The sequence below is a fragment of the Aminobacter sp. DSM 101952 genome, assembly GCF_001424795.1.
GTDB lineage: Bacteria > Pseudomonadota > Alphaproteobacteria > Rhizobiales > Rhizobiaceae > Aminobacter > Aminobacter aganoensis.
In genome coordinates this window covers 533354-551978 of the sequence record NZ_LMCL01000001.1, presented here as the reverse complement: position 1 = coordinate 551978, position 18625 = coordinate 533354, and the positions used below count along the sequence as shown (strand labels likewise).

Sequence of the window (18625 nt, the reverse complement as noted above, 5' to 3'; positions counted from 1 at the left end):
GCGCAGCGAAAAGCACGGACGACCACCGTCAGGCGGGCCCCGTGCACAAAACAAACTAGTCCTTGCAAGGCGCGGACAATAAGCGAACCCCGGCGGGTGGTCAATGACCGGTCCGGGATTCGTGGCTAATTATTTTTCCTAATGAAAACAGGAAGTTGGCCATTGTCATTCGGTTTGCCACTGTGGCAGGTCGGCGCTATTGTTTGCGACACGTTCAGGAGTAATGGCCATGCGCGAGATGCTCGCCGAGGCGCTGAAGACTGCATTGAAAGCCGGCGACAAGCGCCGCACCTCGACGCTCAGGCTGATCCAGGCCGCCATCCAGGACCGCGACATCGCCCATCGCGGTGCCGGCAAGGACCCGGTGTCGGACGAGGAAATCCTGCAGATCCTGACCAAGATGGTCAAGCAGCGGCAGGAATCGGCCAAGGCCTTCGAGGAAGGCGCGCGGCTGGAGCTGGCCGCGCAGGAGCGCGACGAAATCGCCATCATCGGCGACTTCCTGCCCAAGCAGATGGCCGAGGACGACGTGCGCGACGCCGCCCAGAAGGTGATCGCCGAGGTCGGCGCCGACGGCCTGCGCGACATGGGACGCTGCATGAACGCGCTCAAGGAGCGCTATCCCGGCCAGATGGACTTCGGCAAGGCAAGCGGCATCGTCAAGAACCTGCTGCAGTAGGTCGACGGTCTCCAGTTTCCGCAAATAAGACGCCCCGCTTGTGCGGGGCGTCTTCGTTTTGGGGATAAGGGGAGATTCAGGCGGCGCGACGCAGCTTTGTCGGCGTCTTGTCGCGCAGTCCCCAGATGTGGCCGAACGGGTCGAACACGGTGGCGCCGCGGCGGCCGTCGGTTGCTACGCCAAGCTCTCCTCGCAGGATTGCCCCGGCCCCGATCGCCCGTTGCAGGGCGGTTTCGGCGTTGGCGACATCAAGGATGAAGACGGCGCTGACCGCGCCGTGGGCCTTGGGAAAGAACGGCCCGCCGCGCTGCGGCTCGGATTCGCGGCGCGGATTGGCGCCGCCGACCTGCAGGGCGACGTCGCCGATGCGGAGGTCGATGGAGATCGGCTTGCCCTCGAACATGTAGGCCCCGCCGCGAACGGCCCCGAAGGCGCGCTGGTAGAAGGCGGCAGCTTCTTCCTCGCGGCCATGCTCGACAAGGATTGCCATGGCGAGATCGACCTCGGCATCGCATGCGGCCTTGAGGATGTTCCATTCGTTGAAGCCGAGTTGGCGGGCAACGATCTCGAGGCAGGCGCCGTGCGAGAGATGCACGTCTTGCGCGGCCAAGGCGCCCCGCAGCTCCTTGGCCATGAGTTTGGTTCGGTTCAGTGTCGGCATGGATCGGTTCCCATGAGGGCGACAAATGGCGTCAGTGCTCGCAATTGCTGACGGTCACCCCATGAGGGTCAAACCAGCTTCGTGGTGCATTCACCAATCCGGATGGAGCGAGCGGCAGGCTGCACGGCCGTGGCCAAGTTTACGAATGCGGTCGATTCGCGCAAGCGCGCCGCGTCAGGCGACCGGCAGGCGGTGGCGGGCGATGGCGGCGTGGAAGCGGGCGCCATGGATCAGGGCGTCGTCGTTGAAGTCGAATGACGGGTTGTGCAGCGGCGCCGAGCCTTCGCCATTGCCGATATAGGCGAAGCAGCCGGGCACGTGTTCGAGGAAGCGGGCGAAATCTTCCGAGGCGGTGACGATCTCGCCATGGCCGTTGACGGCGCCTGGGTCGAAGACGGAGCTGGCCGCCTCGATGGCGGCCGCGGTGGCGTCGGCATCGTTGATCAGCGGCACGAACTCCCTGGTGTAGGTCACTTCGGCGCTGCAATTGTAGGTCAGTGCCGTGCCCTCGGCGATGATGCGCATCTGCTGTTCGATCGCAGCGCTGACTTCGGGCCGGAAGCTGCGCGCATCGCCGAGGACGCGGGCGAAGCCGGGCAGGGCGTTGCGGGTGCCGTCGGTGATCAGCTCGGTGACCGAGACGACGGAGATGTCGGCCGGGCTCAGCCGGCGCGAGACGATTGTCTGCAGGTTGGTGACCAGCGCGCAGGCGGCGACGAGCACCTCGCGGCCGCCATGCGGGCGGGCGGCATGGCCACCGAGGCCGCGCAGCACGATCTCGAAATTGTCCTCCGCCGACATGATCGGCCCGGGCCGCGTCTCGAAACGGCCGACGGGCAGGCCGGGCATGTTGTGCAGGCCATAGATCTCGTCGAAGGGAAAGCGGCTCATCAGGCCGTCGTCAAGCATGGCGAGCGCGCCCTTGCCCCATTCCTCGGCCGGCTGGAAGACGAAGCGCACGGTGCCGTCGAAGCCGCCGTCGGCGGCGAGCATCCTGGCTGCGCCGAGCAGCATCGCGGTGTGGCCGTCATGGCCGCAGGCATGCATGACGCCGGGATTTTGCGAGACGTGGCCGTGGTCGGCCTGCTCGGCGATGCGCAGCGCGTCCATGTCGGCGCGGAGCGCAATGGCCCGGTTGCCGCTGCCGCGGCGCAGCGTGCCGACGACGCCGGTGCCGCCGATGCCCTCGACGACCTCGTCGAGGCCGAATTCGCGAAGCTTGCGGGCGACGAAGGCTGCGGTGCGCTTTTCCTCGAAGCCGAATTCGGGGTGGGCATGCAGGTCGCGCCGCCATGCGGTCATCTCGGCGATGAGGGCGTCGTGGTCGAGCGCGGCCATGTGCTGGCTCCCTTGATGTCGGGAGCAGCCTCGCCCGGAAAGGCGGGACAGGCAAGGGCGGTTGCTGGGGCCAGCGGGCGGATGAGAAAGGGCCCCTCTCCGTCACGGCTTCGCCGTGCCACTTCTCCCCCACGTCGTGGGGGCGAGGAACCCAAGTCCTGCGAGCTTGCGGGCGGCTCGCCTGTGCCGGACAGACCTGCGCTTCGCTCCGGTTTCCGGGCCGCTCAGCTGGCCTTCAGCCGCGAGCCGCGCAGCAGGCCCTGCTCTTCGAGCACGGGGTAGGCCATCGAGGCGAGCAGGGAGTTGATCTGCTTGAGGTCGCGGATGGTGTCGAGGTGGATGGAACTGGTCTCGACGCTCTTGATGGTGCCGTCGCGCAGGCGCAGGAAGTGGCTCTGGCTGGTCTCTTTCTCGACGTCGCGCAGCCTGTCCTTTTCGAGCACGAGCTGGCGGGCGGTGTTGGCGTCGCGCGACACCAGCACGTTGAAGGCGAGGCGCGCATTGGCCATGACCGAAGCATGGAAGCTGGTCAGCTCACGCCAGCCCTCGGGCGTGAATTCGAGGCCGCGGTCGAGCTTCTTCTGGACGTGGGCGAGCATGTTGCGGACGATGATGTCGCCGACCTGTTCGAGCTTGACGCAGGCGCCGAGCAGTTCCTGGCAGCGCAGCGCCTCGTCCTCGGTCATCGGCCGGATGGTGGCCTTGGCGAGGTAGAGCTTGATGGCGGCATGGCGGCGGTCGACGCGGTCGTCGAGCGAGGCGAGGGCCGCGATCTTGTCGGTGTCGGGCTTTTCGTAGAGCTCGATGATGCGCTGGAGCATGATCTCGACGGTTTCGCAGACCCGCACCACCTCGCGGGTGGCGTTGGCCAGCGCCTGGGACGGCGTGTCGAGGGCGGCCTCGTTGAGCGCGCTGAGTTCGGCGACTGCCATGTCCCTGGCCGGGCCGGCCTTGGTGCCGAGCGCCACGATCTTTTCCGACGCGCTGTAGACCAGCTTTGCCAGCGGGATGCCGGCGACCAGGATGATGCAGTTGAACAGGATATGGGCGTTGATGATCTGGTCGGGCACGGTGGCGCCGAGGAAGGCGACCGAGGGCTTGGCCCAGAGGAAGGCGACCAGCATGACCAGCGACCCTGCGCCGCGCATCAGGAGGTTGCCGATGGGGACGACGCGGACGCCCGGCTCGGCGTTGCGGGTGAGCAGGGGGGCGATGACCGAGCTGCCGAGATTGACGCCGAGCACCAGCACGATGCCGAGCTCGGGCGGCACGAAGCCGCGGCCGGCCAGGGTGACGATCAGCAGCACGGCGGCGATCGAGGAATGGAACAGCCAGGTGACGATGGCCGCCAGCAGATAGGCGGTGACGGGGTCGCCGGCGAAATAGTCGACGATGACGGGCAGGAGCCTGCTTTCGCGCAGCGGCTCGGAGGCCTGGCCGACCATTTCGAGCGACAGCACGAGCAGGCCGATGCCGACGAGGATGCGGCCGGTCTGCTGCCAGCTGCGGCGGTCGGTGGCCAGGAACATGGTGGTGCCGGCGGCGAGGCAGATCGGCACCAGCAAGGACAGGTCGAAGGTCAGGATCTTGATGACCAGCGCCGAGCCGATTTCGGCGCCGCGCACGGCGAGCTGGCCGGCGATGCCGCTGACGATGCCGGCCCCGGCGAAGGAGCCGACGAGCAGGGTGACGGCGGTGGAACTCTGGAATGCGATGGCGAGTGCCGTACCGGCCAGCACCGCCAGGATCGGATTGCGCATGGTATTGCGCAGCTTGTGGCGCAGGACGTCGCCATAGGCGCGCTCGACCCCGGTGCGCACCATGCGCGTGGCGAACAGCAGTAGCGCGACGGCGCCGGCGAGATGCAGCAGGACGACAGAGCCGCTCATCGGCTGCACCGGCGGAAGCGTGGGGCGGCTGCGAGCGGCAGGACGCGGATGCGAATCACTGTCATGACCATGCCGATTATCTTAGCCGGATAATATTTTTCGTCTATATTGCACGCGTGTGCATTGGCGACAAGAGGCGACACATTCGAGCTTAGCGCGGCTAGCCTGCTTGCTTGTCTTTCTTGGTCTCGCGCATGAAATGGCGGAGCACCGCATTGATACGCGTCTGGTAGCCTTTGCCGGTACCCTTGAAGAAATCGATCACGTCCTTGTCGAGGCGGATCGAAATCGCCTGTTTGGGCAAAGGGTAGACCACGGAGGCGTCCGACCAGTCGACGTCCATTAGGTCTGCCCAGTCGGGATCCGAACGCATCGCGGCTTCGATGTCGGCGTCGGTCATGGCATCGACGCGCGCCCAGTCGGACTTGGCCACGCCACGCGCGATCCTGTCACGGATCTCTTCAAGGGAATAGGAAACGATACGTTCTTTGCTCATTGTCTCGCGCGGCCCTTGCCGAAATGATCCTGCATTTTTGGCCCCTCATGGTGTAGACAACCGCAATAATCCGGCGAGACGAAGGGCATATGGCAAGAACTCGTAGCTCTCCTTGTCGGTTGCTTTCACGTTCGAGGTGAGGTTGAACAATGGCTACTGCCGCCTCATCGAATGTGATGCCGTGCTTCCCGAAGTTTGTTTCGGCCTTGTGCTGGTCCCATTCGAAATCGTCGAATTCCGCTTTATGGACGACACGCATGACATGCTCATTCTGATCGAGTGAAGGCGATACGTCATGCGTCGTCTGTATATACGCCTTGTATATATCCTTGCCTGGTTCCGAGTTCAAGCTGTGAACATCGGGCATGCCCGTGGGCGGGGAGCGAATAGGAGTCGTGTCGGAGGGGGCGAGGGCCTATATCAGTTTCAAACAAGCAGGACCCGATGCGCTTTTCCGACGGATTTTTGAGCGAGATACGAGACCGCGTGCCGATTTCGGCCGTGGTGGGACAGCGCGTGACCTGGGATCGCAAGAAGACCAATGCGCCGCGCGGCGACTTTTGGGCGTGCTGTCCGTTCCATGGCGAGAAGTCGCCTTCGTTCCACTGCGAGGACCGCAAGGGCCGCTACCACTGCTTCGGCTGCGGCGTGTCGGGCGACCATTTCCGCTTCCTGACCGACCTCGACGGCATGACCTTCCCGGAGGCGGTCGAACGCATCGCCGAGATGGCCGGCGTGCCGATGCCGGCGCGCGACGCGCATGAGGAGCGGCGCGAGAAGGAACGCGCCAGCCTGACCGACGTCATGGAACTGGCGACGACATTCTTCGAGGACCGGCTGCAAAGCGCGGACGGCGCGCGGGCACGGGCCTATCTGCGCGACCGCGGGCTGACGCCGGCGACGCAGCAGACGTTCAGGCTCGGTTTTGCGCCGGACAGCCGCAATGCGCTCAAGGAATTCCTCGCGTCCAAGGGCATCGAAAAGCAGCAGATGGAGGCCTGCGGGCTGACCGTGTTCGAGGACGTGCCGGTGTCCTACGACCGCTTCCGCGACCGCATCATGTTCCCGATCCCGGATTCGCGCGGCCGCATCATCGCCTTCGGCGGACGCGCCATGTCGGCGGAAGTCTCGGCCAAATATCTGAACTCGCCTGAAACCGAGCTCTTCCACAAGGGCAACGTGCTCTACAATTTCGCCCGCGCCCGCAAGGCGCTGCAGAAGGGCGGGGCGGTGATCGCCGTCGAAGGCTACATGGACGTGATCGCGCTGGCCCAGGCCGGGTTCGACAATGCGGTGGCGCCGCTCGGCACGGCGCTGACCGAAAACCAGCTCGAGCTGCTGTGGCGCATGTCGGGTGAGCCGGTGCTGTGCTTCGACGGCGACAAGGCCGGCCTCAAGGCCGCCTATCGCGCCGCCGACATGGTGCTGCCGCTGGTGGCGCCGGGCCATACGGCGCGCTTTGCCTTGCTGCCCGAGGGCAAGGACCCCGACGATTTGGTCAAGGCCGAGGGGCCCGAGGCGTTTCGCGCGGTGCTTTCGGAAGCACGGCCCTTGTCCGACCTGGTCTGGATGCGCGAGACCTCGGGTGGCGTGTTCGATACGCCCGAGCGTCGTGCCGAGCTCGAAAAGACGCTGCGCGAACTGACCGGCCGGATCAAGGACGAGAGCGTCCGCTATCACTACCAGCAGGAGATGCGCGAACGGGTGCTGAGTTTCTTCGGCAACCAGCGCGGCCGGCAGCAGGGCCAGGGCGACCGCGGCAAGGGCTCGTTCGGCAAGCCCGGATTCGGCAAGGGCAACGAGCGCGGCCAGTGGAACAAGGGCGGCGGTGCCGCCGCAGGCAGGCTGGCCGTGTCGGAGAGCCTGGCACGGTCGGCGATGGTCAAGCGGGCAGGCGGCATCATGCCGCTGCGCGAGGCGGCCCTCGTGGTGGCCCTGGTCAACCATCCCTCCCTGATCGACGAGAATTTCGACCATGTCGAAAAGCTCGATCTCAGCCATGGCGAATTGCGGCAACTGCATTCGGTGCTGATCGATGCCATGGCGCATGGAGAGGCCAACACGCGCGAGGGAGTGGTGGCGGCGATCGAGCGCGCCTCCTGTGCCGAGATGTGGGAGCGGGCGGTGGCGCTGGCGCGACGGACGCGGCAGTGGACCGCGCTCGAGGACGCGGCACTCGAAGATGCCCGCGACGCCTTCGCGCAGGCGCTGCACTTGCACCGCAGCGCCCGTACCTTACATAAGGAACTGAAACAGGCCGAGGCGGCGCTGGCCACCGATCCGACCGACGAAAACTATCGGCATCTGGTGGAGATCCAGGCGCAGTTTCATGACGTGCAAGCTACCGAGGCGCTTATCGAAGGCTTCGGTGTGTCCTCGGGCCGAGGCGGGCGAAACTAGGGCGAGAGAGCGAAAATCCCGCATTTGATTCGCTTTTTTGCAGCGAATCATGCGACAGGCGCTTGACCTTCCGCCGGAATGACGGAATCAGGTCGATTCGAAAAGTTAACCGGCGGCCAGACCGCCAGTCGTGTCGACGGCCTGTAGAATGCGGATTGGGTGCTTGTCACTGGACAGGAAGATAATCCGCCACAGATATCAGGGTTAATCTGGACTTAACACAGGTGCAGCTACTGGCAGTTCAGGCGCAGGTTGGATGAGGCCATCTGATTTGCACTGTCCGAGAGTTTAAGCGGCTGACGGGCCGCCTGGAGAAAGCAAAGAATGGCGACAAAAGAAAAGGAAGAGGTCGAGACCGAACGCGAAGGCGCTGCTGACGGCCCTTTGCTCGACCTTTCCGATGACGCTGTCAAGAAGATGATCAAGCTCGCGAAAAAGCGCGGCTATGTCACGATGGACGAGCTTAATGCGGTGCTTCCCTCGGAAGAGGTGACCTCCGAGCAGATCGAAGACACGATGGCGATGCTGTCCGACATGGGCATCAACGTGGTCGAGGACGACGAGCAGGGCGAGGAAGCCGAGGCCGCCGAAGGCGATGCCGAGGAAGATGCCAACGAGCTTGCCGAACAGACCGGCACCGCCGTCGCCGCGACCACCACCAAGAAAGAGCCGACCGACCGCACCGACGATCCGGTGCGCATGTATCTGCGCGAGATGGGCTCGGTGGAGCTTCTGTCGCGCGAAGGCGAAATCGCCATCGCCAAGCGCATCGAGGCCGGTCGCGAAACGATGATCGCCGGCCTGTGCGAGAGCCCGCTGACCTTCCAGGCCATCATCATCTGGCGCGACGAGCTCAACGAAGCCAAGATCCTGCTGCGCGAGATCATCGATCTCGAAGCGACCTATGCCGGCCCCGAGGCCAAGCAGGCGCCGATCGTCGAGCGCGTCGATGAAGACGCCAAGCCGAAGGAAGAGCCGAAGGCCGGTCGCCGCCGTGGCGACGACGAGGATGACGTCACCAATGTCGGCGGCGACAACCGCGGCGAGGAAGAGGAAGAAGACGAAGACGAGGCCAGCCTGTCGCTGGCGGCCATGGAAGCAGAGCTTCGGCCGCAGGTGATGGAGACGCTCGACGTCATCGCCGACACCTACAAGAAGCTGCGCAAGCTGCAGGACCAGCAGGTCGAGAACCGTCTCGCCGCCGCCGGCACGCTGTCGCCGAGCCAGGACCGTCGCCTGAAGGAGCTGAAGGACCAGCTCATCAAGGCGGTGAAGTCGCTGTCGCTGAACCAGGCCCGCATCGAGGCGCTGGTCGAGCAGCTCTACGACATCAACAAGCGGCTGGTGCAGAACGAGGGCAAGCTGTTGCGCCTCGCCGAAAGCTACGGCGTGCGCCGCGAGGAATTCCTGCGCGAGTACCAGGGCTCCGAGCTCGACCCGAACTGGACCCGTTCGATCGCCAACCTGTCCAGCCGCGGCTGGAAGGAGTTCACCAAGAACGAGAAGGACGCGATCCGCGACCTGCGCGCCGAGATCCAGAACCTGGCCACCGAAACGGCGATCTCGATCCTGGAATTCCGCAAGATCGTCAACCAGGTGCAGAAGGGCGAGCGCGAAGCAGCGATCGCCAAGAAGGAAATGGTGGAAGCCAACCTTCGCCTGGTGATCTCGATCGCCAAGAAGTACACCAACCGCGGCCTGCAGTTCCTGGACCTGATCCAGGAAGGCAACATCGGCCTGATGAAGGCGGTCGACAAGTTCGAGTACCGCCGCGGCTACAAGTTCTCGACCTATGCCACATGGTGGATCCGGCAGGCGATCACCCGTTCGATCGCCGACCAGGCCCGTACCATCCGCATTCCGGTGCACATGATCGAGACGATCAACAAGATCGTCCGGACCTCGCGCCAGATGCTGCACGAGATCGGCCGCGAACCGACGCCGGAAGAACTGGCCGAAAAGCTCGCCATGCCGCTCGAGAAGGTGCGCAAGGTGCTGAAGATCGCCAAGGAGCCGATCTCGCTCGAAACGCCGGTCGGCGACGAGGAGGATTCGCACCTCGGTGATTTCATCGAGGACAAGATGGCGATCCTGCCGATCGATGCGGCGATCCAGGCGAATTTGCGCGAGACCACCACGCGCGTGCTCGCCTCGCTGACCCCGCGCGAGGAGCGCGTGCTGCGCATGCGCTTCGGCATCGGCATGAACACCGACCACACGCTCGAAGAGGTGGGCCAGCAGTTCTCGGTCACCCGTGAGCGTATCCGCCAGATCGAGGCCAAGGCGCTGCGCAAGCTCAAGCACCCGAGCCGCAGCCGCAAGCTGCGCAGCTTCCTCGACAGCTGACATAAAACCAACAAATGGCCGTCCCCCGGGACGGCCATTTTGCTTTGTATCGGTCGAAAATGGATCAGGCCTGTTTGAGTTCACCTGTCTACTACGATCTGAGCGAGCTTTACCTGCTAAGTCGTGGCAGGCTGAAGTTCTATGGCATCGCCAGGGTGGTGGCGGAGATCGGCTACGAGCTGCATCTTCTCGACAAGGGCGTGATCTTCGTCGTCTACGACGAGACGGCGCGCGCCTTCTTCGAGGTCACCCCGCATTTCGGCAAAGCGTCCTACAATGGCGTGGTCGATCTCGGTTTTCCCGAAGGTGCCGTTCCCTACCGGCTGCGGGGGCCAAAGCCGGGCCGCAGCCTGCCGAACCGCGTGTTTGCGACCACGTTCAGCACCTTCCTGAGGGCGGTCAATCGCTCGAAGCTGCGAGCGCTGCGATCGCATCTGAAGCCGATTGCGCTCCAGGATGGTTATCTGGTGTCGGCCGGGCGGCCGAAGCTTCTGGTCGACATGATCGATTGCCTCGCCCGGACTGGTTCCAGGACGCGGTTCTACCCGCTGCTGCACGACTGCATCCCGCTGCATGATTTCGGCGACAAACCGGATGCGTTCCAGCGCAACTTCCATGCCGACAACAACAAGGTGATCCGGCACGCCAGCCATATCATCGCCAACTCGCAGTTCACCGCGAAGGACCTGCAGGCCAAGGTGGAGGAGGGGTTGCTGCCGCCGTTGCCCGGGATGTCCGTGGTTCCGCTGGCGCATGAGTGCCGCGCGGATGGCGAGACGGCAAAGCTCGAGCTGCCGGTACGGCCCTACGTTCTGGGCGTCGGCATCACGCTCGGGCGCAAGAACCTCGACGTCGTTCTCGCCGCGCAGAAGCTGCTGCTGGAACAAGGCAAGACGCCGCCGCTGATGGTGATCGCCGGCGCCAACCGGTGGAGGACGATCGCGGGCCTCAACAGCGGCCGCAATGCAACGGTGGCCCAGCATGTGCTGATGATCGACAACCCCTCGCAGGCCGATCTCATCAGGCTGTACCAGAACGCACTGGCGACGCTGATGCCGAGCAAGCTCGAGGGCTGGGGCTTGCCGCTGGGGGAATCGCTGTGGCTGGGCACGCCGGCGCTGGCCGCACCGTCGTCGAGCCTGCCCGAGGTCGGCGGCGACCTCGCCGTCTATTTCGACCCGGATTCGCCGGCGGAGCTGGCCGGCTTGCTGGAGCGGCTGGCTACCGACAAGGACTACCGCCTGGGCCTGCAACGGCGGATCGTCGCGGCGCGGTCCAGCTTGCGAAGCTGGAAAGACGTGGCCGAGGACATGCTGGCGGCGTTGCAGATCCCCGGCGGCCAGGCGATCGACGCGGCCGGCTGATCGAGGCAGGCCTCTCGATGTGACCGGCAGGCCGAAGGTTCGGTTGCAGCCCCTTTGCCGAGCAGGACTATGCGCCTTCGAGGCGCTGCAGGATTTCCCTCATCTTGTCGATCTCGGCCTGCTGGCCGGGCACGATGTCGCTGCACAGGGCGGCAATCTCCGGATCGCTGACGGTCGCGTTCTCGCACATCAGCACCGCGCCGGAGTGGTGCGGGATCATCGATTTCAGGAACTGCACGTCGGCGATTGCCGTCTGTTCCCGGATCATGAACCACGAGGCGGTGAATGCCACGAGGCTGAAGGCGACGATCGCGACGTTGATGGCGCGGTTGGGGTACATGGCGCGCATGAGCAGGAGCTCGATCAGGATCATCGGGAACACCATCAGCGCCGCCATGTAGAACTGGTTCAGGTTTGCAAAGACATCGGCGAAGGTGTTCACCATGGCGTACATGAGGGCAAACATGGCGATGAAGGACAGAACTGCCATCGCCAGAAGACGAAGGTAGTTGTGCATGGAATGATGTTGGCTGTTCATGGCATTTACCTTGGTTTGATCTGACATGGGTCGTGCCAGCCAAACCGCTCGATTGAGCAAAGGTTCCGATTTCCTGCTTGCTGGGGCCTGGATGCCGGCTTCCCGACATCGCCTGGCCGTGGAGAGGCCCACGCAACGGAGGCCGCGTGGGCGCGCTCATCGTCAGCGGCAGGTGGCCGTCATCCGGCTGGCGTCGAGGGCGCCGCCGTTGAGGGTGAGCACCGAGCCGTCGGTCTGGGTCAGCGACGTGGCCGACCAGGTGCCCTGGTCTGCGAGGCAGTTCAGCGGCGTGCCGACGACGGTGATGTCGCCGCGGATGTTCTCCGCCGGGCCGGAGAAATAGAGGCCCGCTGTGGATGCGTTTTCGACGCGCATGTTTTCGAAGGTGATGTCGCTCACCGGCCCCTGGAAATTACTGCCATAGATGAATGCGCCATAAGATCCGGCGTTGGTGATGGCGACATCCTCGAAGTGCATGTCGGAAACCGGATTGAAGAAGATCCCGGCATTGCGGGTGCCGTCGATGTCGAGCCCCTTGACCTTGACGTTGGTGGTTGCTGCTTCTTCCGGCAGCGACATCGCCGAGACGAGCATCAGCCCGTTGACGCCGCCCTTCAGCGTCATGTCGGTGATGGTCACATCGGAGGTGCCCTGGAGCACCACCAGATCCATGTCGAGCCCCTGTTCGGAGTTGTCGATGGTGACCTTGTTCATCTCGACGTCGTTGGCGGCGACCAGCAGGATGCCTTCGCGGCGCGACTTGCTGATGGTGACGTTGTCGATGACGATGTCGGTGGCGGCATGGGTGATCACTTCGGGCCAGTCGCTCTGGTCGATGCGGCTGCCGGCGAAGATGCCGTAGGTGACGCTGTCGATGACGGTGTTGCGGACGCTCAGCCCGCTGGTGCCAAGCGCGCTGATCGCGGCATGGGGAGCGAGGTTCGGCCGCCCGACGGCGAACTCGCAGGCGGTGTTGTTGTCGCAGACGAAGAGGTCGTGGATGTAGGCGTTGTCGATCGCGGCACCCGTGACGTTGTCGAGGCGGATGCCGTCGCCGTCGGTTTGCGAGATGTCGACGTTGCGGATCGAGATGCTGGACGCGCCATTCGAGGCGATGCCGGCCAGGCCGCCGGTGATCGTCACGCCTGCGATCTCGCTGCCCGAGGCCATGGCGACGACATTGGCGAGCGGATCCGTGCCGTGCAGCGCCGTTGCCTGGCCGTCGTTGCGGAAGGCGGTCTCGATGCGGCTGTTGGTGCCGCGCACGGCGATGACCCCGCCGCCGCCGAGCATGTGCTGGCCGGTGCCCAGTTGCATCGCCTGGTCCAGCGCGATCGTGCCGTTGGCGAGCACCAGCGCATTCTGGCCGGCGGCGGCGAGGGCTGCGTTGATCGCGGCAGCGTCGCCTGACGCGTCGTCGACATTGACCACCTTGCCGACCGCCCGTCCGCCATGGACAAATTCGGCGGCCTCGATCAGGCCATTGCCGTCGGCGTGGGTGCGGACGAAGTCCGAACGCTCGACGCGCTGGAACATCGGGTCGAACGCGGCATTGCCGCTGCGGCTGGAGCCGCCGAGCGGCACGCGCAGGCGGGCCGTCAGGCCGAATTCGGTGTCGTTCTCGTTGTCGTGGGAAACGGACGCGCCGAGCGTGAAGGTCGAGCCGGAGACGCCGGGCAGGCCGGCGAAGCTTACCTCCGTGCGCGCCTTGACGCCCAGCGTGTCGTCGAGGCCGGTGTCGCCGTCATACCAGTAGGCACCGCCGAAGATCTTCATCTCGGCCGCCATGCCATCGGGGAACACGGGCAGGCGCATGCCGGCTTCGGCATCTGCGCCGGTGCGGGCGAGTTCGCGGCCGGCCTGGATCCTGAGGTCGCTGCCGGAGACGAAGGCGCGGCTCAGGCTTGCGGCATATTTGTCGTCGGTCAGCGGCAGGTAGATATTGGTGCGGGCTTCGTAGATCGGCCCCAGCGCCTCGGCGCCGAAGGACAGCTGGTTGAAGCTGTTGCCATGGTCGCTGTTGAAGACGTCGTAGTAGCCATAGGCGCCGAGCAGCCAGCCATTGTCGATGCGATGGCGGTAGCCGATGCCGAACGAGGCCTGGCGGGCAGAACCCTCGACGAAGCTGCCGCCGGCATCGAAGAACAGGCCGTCGCCGCCGTCAAGCAGGAAGGGCAGGAAGATGCCGACGCTGCCGGTGCCGTGGCCATAGGCGAGGTTGCCGTCAAGCTCGACTATGGGCTGCTGGACTTGCGCCAGGGCATGGCTGGAGAGGGCGGTGCCGGAGACCAGCGCCGCTGCAAACAGACTTGGGAATTTCATGATCTTTACGTGGGCTTCCGATTGAACGGCGCCGGGATATAATACTTGAGTATGAGAGTCTAGTTTGTAGCTGGACCATCTTTGGATGAAGCTTGTTGTGCCAATTCAATGGGTTGGCGCTTGAGTGGGTTTTTGCCGCAGGCGCCGTTGCAGACGCTGCGGCAGGTGGGGCGGAGCGTGGCTGTGGATAGTCCGGAAGCCGGCGCGGGCAGGAGCGGGTGGCGCCTGGCGCCACCCCTCGAGATCACGGCGCCCTGGGAGACTCGACGACCAGTGCGACGATACGGCGGACGAGCGGCAGGACGAGCAGCAAGGTGGGAAACGCCACCAGCCAGGACAGCGCCCAGGCCGAAGGCCAGGTGGCGAGGAAGGCGGGCGTCGGGCCGAGGCTCTTCAGCGTCGAGATGGCGGAGACAATGAAGGTCATCACCACAGACAGGACCAGCGGCATGACAAGGGCGGCATAACGCGCCGGCAGCTTGCCGGGCGACTTCGAACGTAAGGTCATTGAAGAGTATTTCCTGAAGTCGGCATCGGTCACGAGAGTGCAAGACATGGCATTCCTCCCGGACGGGCCGGTTGAATGCGTTGCTTGACGTGAGACGCTTACGGCGTGCGCTTGGCGCAGCGGCCCGTTCCTAGTGGGCCTTGGTGCAAAAGGCAACAGCTGCGAAATCAGGTGGCTTCCGCAGCGTCCAGCGTTCAACTAAGGTCCGGTCAAACAAGGGAGATTGCCGTGTCGATCGAATTCCTGCTGACCACGCTGATCATCGTCGCATCGCCCGGCTCGGGTGTCGTCTACACGCTGGCCGCGGGGCTTTCGCGCGGCGGCAAGGCAAGCGTGCTCGCGGCTTTCGCCTGCACGCTCGGCATCGTGCCGCATCTGATTGCGGCGCTGACCGGCATTGCCGCCTTGCTGCATACCAGCGCATTGCTGTTCGAGATCGTCAAATATGCCGGCGTCGCCTACCTGCTCTACATGGCCTGGCAGAGCCTGCGCGAACATGGCGCGCTCAAGGTCGAGGCCAATGCCGACCCGCGCAGTGCCCGCCAGGTGCTGATCGACGGCGTTCTGGTCAACGTGCTGAACCCGAAGCTGTCGATCTTCTTCGTCGCCTTCCTGCCGCAGTTCATCGCGCCCAACGATCCGAACGCGCTGGCGCGGATGCTCGAACTGTCCAGCGTGTTCATGCTGGCGACCTTCGTCATCTTCGCCATCTACGGCCTGTGCGCCGCCGCCGTGCGCGACAAGGTGACGGGCAGCCCGAGGGTCATGACTTGGATGCGGCGGACCTTTGCCGCGGCCTTCGTCATGCTCGGCGCCAAGCTGGCGCTGACCGAACGCTGAAAGGCGACGTCATGCAGTTCAGCATCGGCCGCGAGGATCCGGCGACGCCGGAGGTGATTGCGCTGCTGGAGGACGGCGACGCCTATGGCGCGTCGCTCTATCCGGCCGAAAGCAACCACTTCCTGCCGCTCGACGCGCTGCGGGCCGACACTGTGCATTTCGTCGTCGCGCGCGACGGGCAAGGGACGGCCGTCGGCACCGGCGCGATTGCGCTGGCCAATGGCTGGGCCGAGCTCAAGCGCATGTGGGTGGTGCCGGCCGCACGCGGCAAGGGGCTGTCGAAGGCGATCCTCGGCGACCTTGAAAGCCGCGCGCGCGACGCCGGCCACAGCCTGATGCGGCTCGAGACAGGGATCGAAAATTACGAGGCACTGGCGCTCTACGAACGCACCGGCTTTGTCCGGCGCGGGCCGTTCGGCGACTACCGCGAAGATCCGTTCAGCGTGTTCATGGAAAAGCGGCTCGACTGAGCCGAGGCAACGCCGGCTGAGCACTGGAGACGTGCAGCCTGTCGGCGGGCAAGGCCATCACAAACTTGCACCTGACCCGGCACGGGAGGATACTCCGGCGCGTCGGACGCATTTCAGGGCAATGACCCGGATGCCTGCCCCGGCTTTCCGCCGTGCGCCGTGGCACCGGAGGGAGGTTGCCGTGACGACTTACATCATGCTGATCAACTGGACGGACCAGGGCATTCGCGATGTCAGGTCCTCGCCCAAGCGGCTCGACGCCGCCAAGAAACTCCTCGGCGACATGGGGGGCTCGTTCAAGCAGTTCTACCTGACCATGGGCGAGTGCGACATGGTGGCGATTGCCGAGGCGCCGGACGACGCGGTGGTGGCGCGCTTCGCCATGATGCTGGGCCAGGGCGGCAACATCAGGACACGCACGCTCAAGGCATTTCCCGAGCTTGCCTATCGCGAGATCATCGCCTCGCTCGGGTAGGGCCGGCAACATGGAGGCCGGGCGCACGGGCCGCGCGTGCGCCCTGGCTGCGGCCGGTTCGAAACGCCTCGACTGATTCAAGACAAGCGTCTAAGCTTCGGAAAAACAACGGGAAGAACAGCATGTCGTTTCTGAAGAGGCTTTTCGGCGGTGGTGGCGGTGCGGCCGAGCCTGCCGCTGCGGCCGTTGCCAAGGAGATCGAATACAAGGGCTTCTCGATCAAGGCGATGCCCTACAAGGAAGGTGGCCAGTTCCAGACCTGCGGCGTGGTTTCCAAGGACGTCGGCGGCGAGGTCAAGGAGCACAAGTTCATTCGCGCCGACCGCTTCGCCGCGCTCGACGATGCTGTCGAGGTGTCGCTGACCAAGGGCCGGCAACTGGTCGACGAGCAGGGCGAGCGCATGTTCGCCTGAAGCCGGCGGCTATCGCCTGGCAGCTTATGGCCCGGCCTTGTGCCGGGCCTTTGCGTTTCAGGACCGCTCGGGCAGCATCAGCCCGTCGATGACAGCCGAGATGACCGTTATCTCGTCTTCGGGCGAGGCGCCGGCATTGATCGCCAGGGCCGCGCGGTCGAAGGCGGCGGCAAGCAGGCCGGTCAGCGCGGCCAGCGGCAGGCGGCGCATGGCGCCGGTCCGCATCGAGGCGGCGAGGCCCTCGCGCAAGGTACGGTTGCCGTGGCGGTTGTCGATATCGTCCATGCCGGTGCGGCCGAGCACGGCGGGACCGTCGAGCAACAGCAGCCGCGTCCTGCCGGGCGCGCGCATGGCCTGGAGATAGGTCTTGCTGCCGGCAAGCAAGGCTTCGCGGGCGCCAATGGCCGGCGGCGCTGCCGCCTCGATCTCGGCGGCGACGGATGCCGCCTCCTGCTCGGCCACGGCCCGGAACAGCTCCTGCTTGTCGGCGAAGTGGTGGTAGAGCGCGCCGCGCGTGACGCCGGCGGCGGCGACAATCTCCGGCGTGCTGGTCTCGGCGTAGGATTTTTCGGCAAACAGCGTGCGCGCGGCCTCGATCAGGAGGGCGCGTGTCGCCTCGGTGCGGTCACGGTTGGAGCGGCGCTCGGTTTTCTCTTGCATACATTCAGCCTGTATGTTACTTCGCATTTGCATGCAGACTGTATGTCTTTTGAGAGGAGAAGGAAAGCCATGAAGACGACCAGCTACTATCCCGTTCTGATGACCGGCGATGTCGCCGGCACCGCCGCCTTCTATGTCAAGCACTTCCGCTTCGCGTATGAGTTTGACGCCGGCTGGTATGTCCATCTGCGGTCGACGGAGGACAGAAAAGTCGATCTCGCCATCGTCCAGGGCGACCACGAGACGATCCCCGAGGAGGGGCGCGGACGGGTGGCCGGCGTGCTGATCAATTTCGAGGTCAAGGATGTCGATGCCGTGCATGAACGGCTCGTCGCGGAGGGGCTGCCGATCTTGCGCTCGCTGCGCGACGAAGACTTCGGGCAGCGCCATTTCATCACCAGGGATCCCAATGGCGTGCTGATCGACGTCATCACACAGATCCCGCCGAGCCCCGAGTACCTGGCGATGTATGTACCGGACAGGGTTGACGCCTGACGCAAACGAAAACGGGGGCGCCGCGAGGCGCCTCCGTTACTTTATCCCAACCGGCTTCGACCTGGCCGGCAGGCTCAGTCCTGGATGTAGCAGCGCTTGCGGACGCCCGGTGCCGGATCGCCGAAGGTGTCGTTGTCGCATTCGACGCCGTCGCGGAAGACGCCTTCCTCGTAGCTGCCCATCGTGCCGTATCGCACCCGCTTGCGGCCATAGAAGTCGCAGAAGCCGTTCTCGTTGGCGCAGACTGTCCATCTCTGGCGGCGTGGCTCGTCATAGCCGCCGCCCCGGCCGCGCTGCACGATGTAGCACTCCTTGCGCAGGCCGGGAGCCGGGTCGCCGAAAACGCGGTTCGAGCAGCGTACCGACGGCCTGTCGATGAAGCGCGAGGTCATCCTGCCTTGCGCGCCGTAGACGACTTCGGCGGGAAATGGCAGCCGACAGGTGCCGCCCTCGGTGGCGCAGCGAACCATGCGCTGGGCCGCGGCCGGGGCAGGGGCCAGCATGGACAGGGTTGCAGCCAGGCCGGCGACGCAAAGGGAGGCAAGGGCTGTCCGCATTGAAAATGTGTGGGCGGTTGACACTGGGATGTCCTCGAATCGTTGGAAGACCGCGACTTTGGCCACGACATCTTGAATGCACGATGAATGGGCCTTTTTGACGAACGAACAGCTCAGTGTTTTGCCATGCTCCCGTCCGTTCGGGTGCCCGTCATCGGCTTGGGGTGCAGGCGT

General features: G+C 64.9%; 20 protein-coding genes. 10 read left to right on the top strand and 10 right to left on the bottom strand.

The window, feature by feature from the left end; all coding sequences use genetic code 11:
• Positions 1 to 229: 229 nt before the first annotated feature.
• Positions 230 to 679, top strand: coding sequence for a GatB/YqeY domain-containing protein (locus ASC75_RS02645; protein WP_055970631.1), 450 nt, complete (start codon positions 230 to 232; stop codon positions 677 to 679).
• Positions 680 to 755: 76 nt separating this feature from the next.
• On the opposite strand, the gene ASC75_RS02640 is transcribed toward ASC75_RS02645, so the two are convergent.
• From ASC75_RS02640 to ASC75_RS25065, 5 genes are all read right to left on the bottom strand, one after another.
• On the bottom strand, positions 756 to 1340 hold the full coding sequence (locus tag ASC75_RS02640) for a glyoxalase superfamily protein (RefSeq protein WP_055970288.1): 585 nt from the start codon (positions 1338 to 1340) through the stop codon (positions 756 to 758).
• Positions 1341 to 1514: 174 nt separating this feature from the next.
• On the bottom strand, positions 1515 to 2678 hold the full coding sequence (locus ASC75_RS02635; protein ID WP_055970285.1) for an amidohydrolase: 1164 nt from the start codon (positions 2676 to 2678) through the stop codon (positions 1515 to 1517).
• A 224-nt stretch (positions 2679 to 2902) separates the two neighbouring features.
• The gene (locus ASC75_RS02630) at positions 2903 to 4567 is read right to left on the bottom strand and encodes a Na/Pi cotransporter family protein (protein WP_055970283.1); all 1665 of its coding nucleotides are present in this window, start codon (positions 4565 to 4567) and stop codon (positions 2903 to 2905) included.
• Between the two features lie 160 nt (positions 4568 to 4727).
• Positions 4728 to 5063 carry a BrnA antitoxin family protein gene (locus ASC75_RS02625; protein ID WP_055970280.1) on the bottom strand — a complete coding sequence of 112 codons (336 nt, stop codon included), beginning with the start codon at positions 5061 to 5063 and terminating at the stop codon, positions 4728 to 4730.
• On the bottom strand, positions 5029 to 5241 hold the full coding sequence (locus ASC75_RS25065; RefSeq protein WP_244487745.1) for a BrnT family toxin: 213 nt from the start codon (positions 5239 to 5241) through the stop codon (positions 5029 to 5031). Before ASC75_RS25065 ends, ASC75_RS02625 begins: the two co-directional genes overlap by 35 nt.
• On the opposite strand from ASC75_RS25065, the gene ASC75_RS26605 reads away from it, so the two are divergent.
• The 4 genes from ASC75_RS26605 (at position 5206) to ASC75_RS02610 (ending at position 11173) form a co-directional block, all read left to right on the top strand.
• Positions 5206 to 5346: a hypothetical protein gene (locus ASC75_RS26605; RefSeq protein WP_244487746.1), complete on the top strand. Its 141-nt coding sequence runs from the start codon at positions 5206 to 5208 to the stop codon at positions 5344 to 5346. The two genes, ASC75_RS25065 and ASC75_RS26605, sit on opposite strands and share 36 nt — an antisense overlap.
• Positions 5347 to 5507: 161 nt before the next feature.
• Complete coding sequence (gene dnaG / locus ASC75_RS02620) at positions 5508 to 7463, top strand: DNA primase (protein WP_055970278.1); 1956 nt, start codon at positions 5508 to 5510, stop codon at positions 7461 to 7463.
• Positions 7464 to 7787: 324 nt separating this feature from the next.
• Positions 7788 to 9809 carry an RNA polymerase sigma factor RpoD gene (rpoD, locus tag ASC75_RS02615; protein ID WP_055970274.1) on the top strand — a complete coding sequence of 674 codons (2022 nt, stop codon included), beginning with the start codon at positions 7788 to 7790 and terminating at the stop codon, positions 9807 to 9809.
• Positions 9810 to 9883: 74 nt separating this feature from the next.
• Positions 9884 to 11173, top strand: a complete 1290-nt coding sequence (locus ASC75_RS02610; protein WP_162244883.1) for a glycosyltransferase family 1 protein — start codon at positions 9884 to 9886, stop codon at positions 11171 to 11173.
• Between the two features lie 67 nt (positions 11174 to 11240).
• Here ASC75_RS02610 and ASC75_RS02605 read toward each other — a convergent pair whose 3' ends face one another.
• From ASC75_RS02605 to ASC75_RS02595, 3 genes are all read right to left on the bottom strand, one after another.
• On the bottom strand, positions 11241 to 11711 hold the full coding sequence (locus ASC75_RS02605) for a DUF305 domain-containing protein (protein WP_055970267.1): 471 nt from the start codon (positions 11709 to 11711) through the stop codon (positions 11241 to 11243).
• Positions 11712 to 11873: 162 nt separating this feature from the next.
• Positions 11874 to 14033: an inverse autotransporter beta-barrel domain-containing protein gene (locus ASC75_RS02600; protein ID WP_055970265.1), complete on the bottom strand. Its 2160-nt coding sequence runs from the start codon at positions 14031 to 14033 to the stop codon at positions 11874 to 11876.
• A gap of 244 nt (positions 14034 to 14277) precedes the next feature.
• On the bottom strand, positions 14278 to 14541 hold the full coding sequence (locus tag ASC75_RS02595; protein ID WP_055970263.1) for a DUF2798 domain-containing protein: 264 nt from the start codon (positions 14539 to 14541) through the stop codon (positions 14278 to 14280).
• A gap of 228 nt (positions 14542 to 14769) precedes the next feature.
• On the opposite strand from ASC75_RS02595, the gene ASC75_RS02590 reads away from it, so the two are divergent.
• From ASC75_RS02590 to ASC75_RS02575, 4 genes are all read left to right on the top strand, one after another.
• The gene (locus ASC75_RS02590; protein ID WP_055970261.1) at positions 14770 to 15381 is read left to right on the top strand and encodes a LysE family translocator; all 612 of its coding nucleotides are present in this window, start codon (positions 14770 to 14772) and stop codon (positions 15379 to 15381) included.
• Positions 15382 to 15392: 11 nt separating this feature from the next.
• Positions 15393 to 15851: a GNAT family N-acetyltransferase gene (locus tag ASC75_RS02585; RefSeq protein WP_055970260.1), complete on the top strand. Its 459-nt coding sequence runs from the start codon at positions 15393 to 15395 to the stop codon at positions 15849 to 15851.
• A gap of 181 nt (positions 15852 to 16032) precedes the next feature.
• Positions 16033 to 16326 (top strand): GYD domain-containing protein, encoded by a 294-nt coding sequence (locus tag ASC75_RS02580; protein WP_055970258.1) that lies wholly within the window; start codon positions 16033 to 16035, stop codon positions 16324 to 16326.
• A 122-nt stretch (positions 16327 to 16448) separates the two neighbouring features.
• On the top strand, positions 16449 to 16739 hold the full coding sequence (locus tag ASC75_RS02575) for an HlyU family transcriptional regulator (RefSeq protein WP_055970255.1): 291 nt from the start codon (positions 16449 to 16451) through the stop codon (positions 16737 to 16739).
• A gap of 57 nt (positions 16740 to 16796) precedes the next feature.
• Here ASC75_RS02575 and ASC75_RS02570 read toward each other — a convergent pair whose 3' ends face one another.
• Positions 16797 to 17399 carry a TetR/AcrR family transcriptional regulator gene (locus ASC75_RS02570; protein WP_055970253.1) on the bottom strand — a complete coding sequence of 201 codons (603 nt, stop codon included), beginning with the start codon at positions 17397 to 17399 and terminating at the stop codon, positions 16797 to 16799.
• 69 nt (positions 17400 to 17468) lie between these two features.
• On the opposite strand from ASC75_RS02570, the gene ASC75_RS02565 reads away from it, so the two are divergent.
• Positions 17469 to 17894: a VOC family protein gene (locus ASC75_RS02565; RefSeq protein ID WP_055970251.1), complete on the top strand. Its 426-nt coding sequence runs from the start codon at positions 17469 to 17471 to the stop codon at positions 17892 to 17894.
• 74 nt (positions 17895 to 17968) lie between these two features.
• Here the strand turns inward: ASC75_RS02565 and ASC75_RS02560 are convergent, their stop codons facing one another.
• A complete protein-coding gene (locus tag ASC75_RS02560) occupies positions 17969 to 18475 on the bottom strand; it encodes a hypothetical protein (RefSeq protein ID WP_055970630.1) in 507 nt (168 codons plus the stop codon).
• Between the last annotated feature and the right edge of the window lie 150 nt (positions 18476 to 18625).